This window comes from Streptacidiphilus monticola (assembly GCF_042658505.1).
Lineage (GTDB): Bacteria > Actinomycetota > Actinomycetes > Streptomycetales > Streptomycetaceae > Streptacidiphilus > Streptacidiphilus monticola.
Genome location: NZ_JBHSQJ010000246.1, coordinates 1 through 4236 on the forward strand (window position 1 = coordinate 1; position 4236 = coordinate 4236).

Annotated in this window: 4 protein-coding genes and 1 pseudogene; 3 read left to right on the forward strand and 2 right to left on the reverse strand. The window is 70.7% G+C overall.

Annotated elements, in window-relative coordinates:
* From ACFP3V_RS31725 to ACFP3V_RS31735, 3 genes and pseudogenes are all read left to right on the forward strand, one after another.
* A pseudogene (locus ACFP3V_RS31725) lies at nt 1-573 on the forward strand (hypothetical protein); the annotation flags it as partial.
* On the forward strand, nt 570-1457 hold the full coding sequence (locus tag ACFP3V_RS31730) for a replication-relaxation family protein (protein ID WP_380591267.1): 888 nt from the start codon (nt 570-572) through the stop codon (nt 1455-1457). The pseudogene ACFP3V_RS31725 and the gene ACFP3V_RS31730, both read left to right, overlap by 4 nt.
* A complete protein-coding gene (locus ACFP3V_RS31735; protein WP_380591270.1) occupies nt 1454-2455 on the forward strand; it encodes a hypothetical protein in 1002 nt (333 codons plus the stop codon). Before ACFP3V_RS31730 ends, ACFP3V_RS31735 begins: the two co-directional genes overlap by 4 nt.
* A gap of 136 nt (nt 2456-2591) precedes the next feature.
* Here the strand turns inward: ACFP3V_RS31735 and ACFP3V_RS31740 are convergent, their stop codons facing one another.
* Together ACFP3V_RS31740 and ACFP3V_RS31745 are read right to left on the reverse strand one after the other, a co-directional pair.
* Complete coding sequence (locus ACFP3V_RS31740; RefSeq protein WP_380591273.1) at nt 2592-3431, reverse strand: hypothetical protein; 840 nt, start codon at nt 3429-3431, stop codon at nt 2592-2594.
* A gap of 163 nt (nt 3432-3594) precedes the next feature.
* Nucleotides 3595-4032, reverse strand: coding sequence for a hypothetical protein (locus tag ACFP3V_RS31745; RefSeq protein WP_380591276.1), 438 nt, complete (start codon nt 4030-4032; stop codon nt 3595-3597).
* Nucleotides 4033-4236 lie beyond the last annotated feature (204 nt).

A 4236-nucleotide genomic window follows, 5' to 3' on the forward strand; every position in this document is an offset into this window, starting at 1 on the left:
GACGAACTCATCTCCCTCGACACCGCGGGAGCCAGCGCCACCATCGCCGAAATCGCGGAACAGCTACGCAAGTTCGGGGTGCGGATGCACGTGATGGTGCAGCTGCTTGAGCGCATCAACCCCGACGCCCGCCTGTCCCTGCTGCAGAACGCCTCCGCGCTGTCCACGACCGCGGGCTCTCTCGGCTCGGTGCGCGCGGTCACCGAGCAGTGGCACGGCGCCATGACCGAGGGCGACGTCGCCGACCTGCCCCGCTACCACCACGCCCTCTCACTGACGATCGGCGGCCGCCAGATCGGACCGCTGACCGTCCGCGGCCCCCAACCCGGCGAGGTGTTCCGCACCCTGCACTCCCCGAAGCAGGTCGGCGAACTCGCCAAGGCCACCAACCAGGCCGTGGGCGCCCGTACCGCCGCCTACCTGAACCGTGTCGCGGACAAGCAGACCGGCAAGGTCACGGCCTTCCTCACCAACTCCGGTACGCGCCCGCGTCCGGGCCGCGCCCCGAAGCCGCAACGCGCCGCCGCCGTGCAGCTGCTCAAGTCGACCCACACGAACACGGAGTACTCATGAGCCCCCTGGACGCCCCGTACACCGCGCTGGCTTGTCTCTACATGCACCGCATGGCCACCAGCGCCCAGCTGCACGCCCTGATCGGGATCCAGCGTGCCGAGCGGACCACTCGCCTCCTGCTGCACGACCTGAGCAAGGAGGGCCTGGTGGCGTCGGTGGAGTTGCCCGCGGGTCGCACGAAGCTGTGGTTGCTCACCCCGACTGGGCGCGACCTGTGCGCGACCTTCCCCGAGGTCCGCGAGCGGGAGTACCCCTTGGTCGCAGGCGACACCGTCCATCTGCGCCGCCGCGCCGCGCATACGTTGGCAGTCCTGCGGACCCACCTGGCCTTCCTGGCCGATGGGCGCGCCCGCGGGGACGAGTACGGGCCCTTGGATTGGGAGCCGGAGGTCTACCACCGGCTGTCCGATCAGCGCGCCGACGCGTTGATCGCCGACGCCCTGATGCGCTATACGGCCAACGGCCCCAGCGGAGCCCGCCGGCAGCTGCGCGCCTTCGTGGAGGTGGACCGCTGCACCATGGGCAGCGAACGCCTCGCCTCCAAGCTGATGACCTACGGGCGGTTCCTCGAGTACGCGCCTGTGCCCGTGGCGGCTGGGCGTCGGCAGGCGATGGCCGCGCCGATGCCGGTGTGGCAGCGCTACTACCCGGTGTACCCCAGGGTGCTGTTCGTGCTGACCGGCGCCTCCCGGACGGTGATGGAGCGACGGATCGACGACCTGCGGGCGATGACCGGGGCCAATCCGCTCGCTGTCCGCCTGGCCCGCCAAGTCCCCCTCGGCGCAGCCGTGCTGGAGGACCTGGAGCAGCAAGGCCCGGCAGCCGCTGTGTGGACGCCGGTTGCCGGAGAGGACCTGGAGCCGCGGGGGTGGATGGACCTGTGACGGGCACCGCCTACGCACGCATCCGCCGGGGGCAGATGGCCGCCGACTCCTTCACCCAGATCTCCAACCGGCTCTTTCGCGACCCGCGGATCGGCTTCAAGGCCAAGGGCATCTTCGGCCTGATCAGTACGCACCGCGACGGGTACGGCATCAATCCGAAGCGGCTCGCCGAGCAGTCCACCGACGGCCTGTCCGCGATCCGTGCCGGCCTGCGGGAGCTGGAGACCTTCGGCTACCTCGTGCGCAGCCAGGAACGGCGCCCCGACGGCACCCTCGGACCGGTCGAGTACCTGATCACGGACATGCCGGACGGACAAACGCCCAGCTCACAGCCGGTGAGCGAAAATCCACCACCGGTGCCCACCAGCGGCGATGCAAGAATCTGCAGGTCGCGACCGGTTACCGGTTTTCCGCACGCGGATAAACCGCACGCGGAAAATCGCACCCCTAAGAACAACAAGAACAAGAACACCAGCGGGAAGAACACCAACCCCACCTCCCCCCTACCGTCCCCCACGCGCCCCCGGGCAGCCGGACCAGGAGAGGAGCCGATGGTGGGGGAGGGGAGGGGTGCGCTGGCGCCGGGCACTGCCACTGCGGGCCAGCAGCTGCTGTGGGAGATCAGTGACAGCGTTGCGACCCTGGCCCTCCCCGCGGCGACCGTGCGCCGACTGGGAGGCCACCTCGACGAGTTGCTGGCGCGCGGGTGGACCGCTAGCCGGCTGCGGACCGTGCTGACCCTCGACATCGAGGACGCCGCACACCCGCGCACCGTACTGGCATGGCGCATCGACGATCTGCTGGCCACCCCGGTCCCCGCCGCGTGCCTGCCTCGGCCCGCCCGGATCCTCGACCCGGCCCCGATCCACCACGAATGCCCCGGCAATGACGGCCTGTGCGGCAGACCCGTACGCGCCGGGGAGCACCTGTGCGGTGCCTGCCGCTCAGGTGCGGCCGCCAACGACCCGCACCCCGTCGGGGCAGCAAATCCTCGATGAACCCGACACCGACGCGCTACGCTCGTGCCAGTTCGGAATAGGGCTTTTGCTGAGCCCGGGCGCCGGACTGCGGCCGGGGGAGGAAGCCAACCTCCCGCCCGCCCCCTCACGGGAGCGGAACCGGCCGCTCGGCATGTCAGTGCGCGGCCCGCATCTGTTTGCGCATCGCATCCAACGTGGCCTTCCACTGCTGCAGGGTGCCCGCTTCCGGATCGGCGGCGAAGAGATCCTTCGCCGACACCGGCCCGCCGTTCGCCGCCTCGAGAGCCTTGATGCAGCTGTCCTGGCGTCGCTGGACCAGCTCCAGGTCGCGCCGGCGCCGGACAGCCGCCGCCAGGACGCCCGCGGTCGACCACGACCGCGAAGCGCGGCCGCGGCCGGCGGACTCCTGCACCCCGACCGGCTCGCCGAGCTCCGGCAGGTTCCCCTGCGCGTAGGCGCTGGCGAAGCTCGCCGTGCTGCTGTAGCCCAACATGCGCGCCGCCTGAGCGGAATCCACCACGGGAGTCAACTCGCCGGTGGGCTCCGCCTGCGCCGCTGGGGCCGGCCGCTTCGCCTTCGGTTGGGTGTTGCCCTTACCGGGCCTGGCAGCGTCCCAGTCGACGATGGTCGCCCGGCGCCAGAACCGGCGCCGGTAGCGACCGGCCTCCTCGGTCACGTCAGGCTCGGGGAAGTATCCAGGCTTCGCCAGGTAGCTGTGGATCGACTTCACCCCCAACAACGCCGCGACCTGAGGGGCGCCCAGCAGCTCATCCGGATCCGCGTCGCCCAGTTGCACCGCGCCGCTCGAGCTGGCGCGACCGGTGAACCATGCCTCCAGGTCCGCCAGAGCCCACTGTCGAGTGCGACTGCTGTTGCCGGCGGCTTCAGGGAACCCTGTCGTCGCGCGGTCGCGATACCACTCGCTGATCCGCGAGACGCTGACGCCGAACCGCTCAGCGGTCGCGGCAGCGTCCAACAACGCAGGGGTGCCCATGCCGGCCTCCAGACCAAGAACAATGGATTCGATAATAGAAGTACAATCGGGAGGGGTGCAACCCCGGCCCGCACAGCCACCGCACCCGACATCAACGCGCTGGCCCCGTCCTGGCAGACGCGGGGGCGCTCCAGCGACGCCCAGCGCAGCTGTGACAGGTAGGTCAGCGGGGAGGGAAGTTCTCCTCCAGCCAGGCGGAGGCAACTTGATCGGCCGTGGGCTCCCACCCGATCTCGTCGGCGTGGGCTGCGATGTACTGGGCGACTTCCTCCCGCCTCTCCTTGGAGAAGCGGGTGTTGCCCTGGGTGCGGGCCGGCCCGCCGCGCTTGGCCCGGGCCGGCCTCCTGGGCCGCCACGTTCCCGCGAGGAGGGCCGCGTAGCCCTGCTCGATGAGCTCGGTGGTAGGGGTCGGATCTGCGAGGACCTGACGCCAGGTGTCCTCGTAGACGTAGGTCACCAGCGCCGGGGTGCCGCGCCGACCTGCGGCGCGCTCAGCGAGCTCACGCACGGTCTCCGCATGAGCTGGTTCCCCGGCCTGGTCCAGGAAGCGGGCGGCCGCCTCGGCACGCTCGCGCAGGGAAGGGCTGCTCTTCGGGCTCACGTGTGTGGTTCCTCTTTCGGGCTGACATCGCTCAGCGGCCAGGGCCTTGGGCGAACAACGCGGTCGCGTGTCCACGCAAGTTTCTCTGATCGGCTCGGGTGCAGGGGGGTGCTGGCTGTCTCAGTCCACGGAGAAGGGCCGTCCCGGGGAGGGGGCGGCCCTTCGGTCTCGTGCGTCAGGCGGCGGGGACGTGGACCGGTCGCA

Coding starts and splice junctions, on each gene's coding strand:
- ACFP3V_RS31730 (WP_380591267.1), top strand. CDS start 570: ATGAGCCCCCTGGACGCCCCGTACACCGCGCTGGCTTGTCTCTACATG.
- ACFP3V_RS31740 (WP_380591273.1), bottom strand. CDS start 3,431: ATGGGCACCCCTGCGTTGTTGGACGCTGCCGCGACCGCTGAGCGGTTC.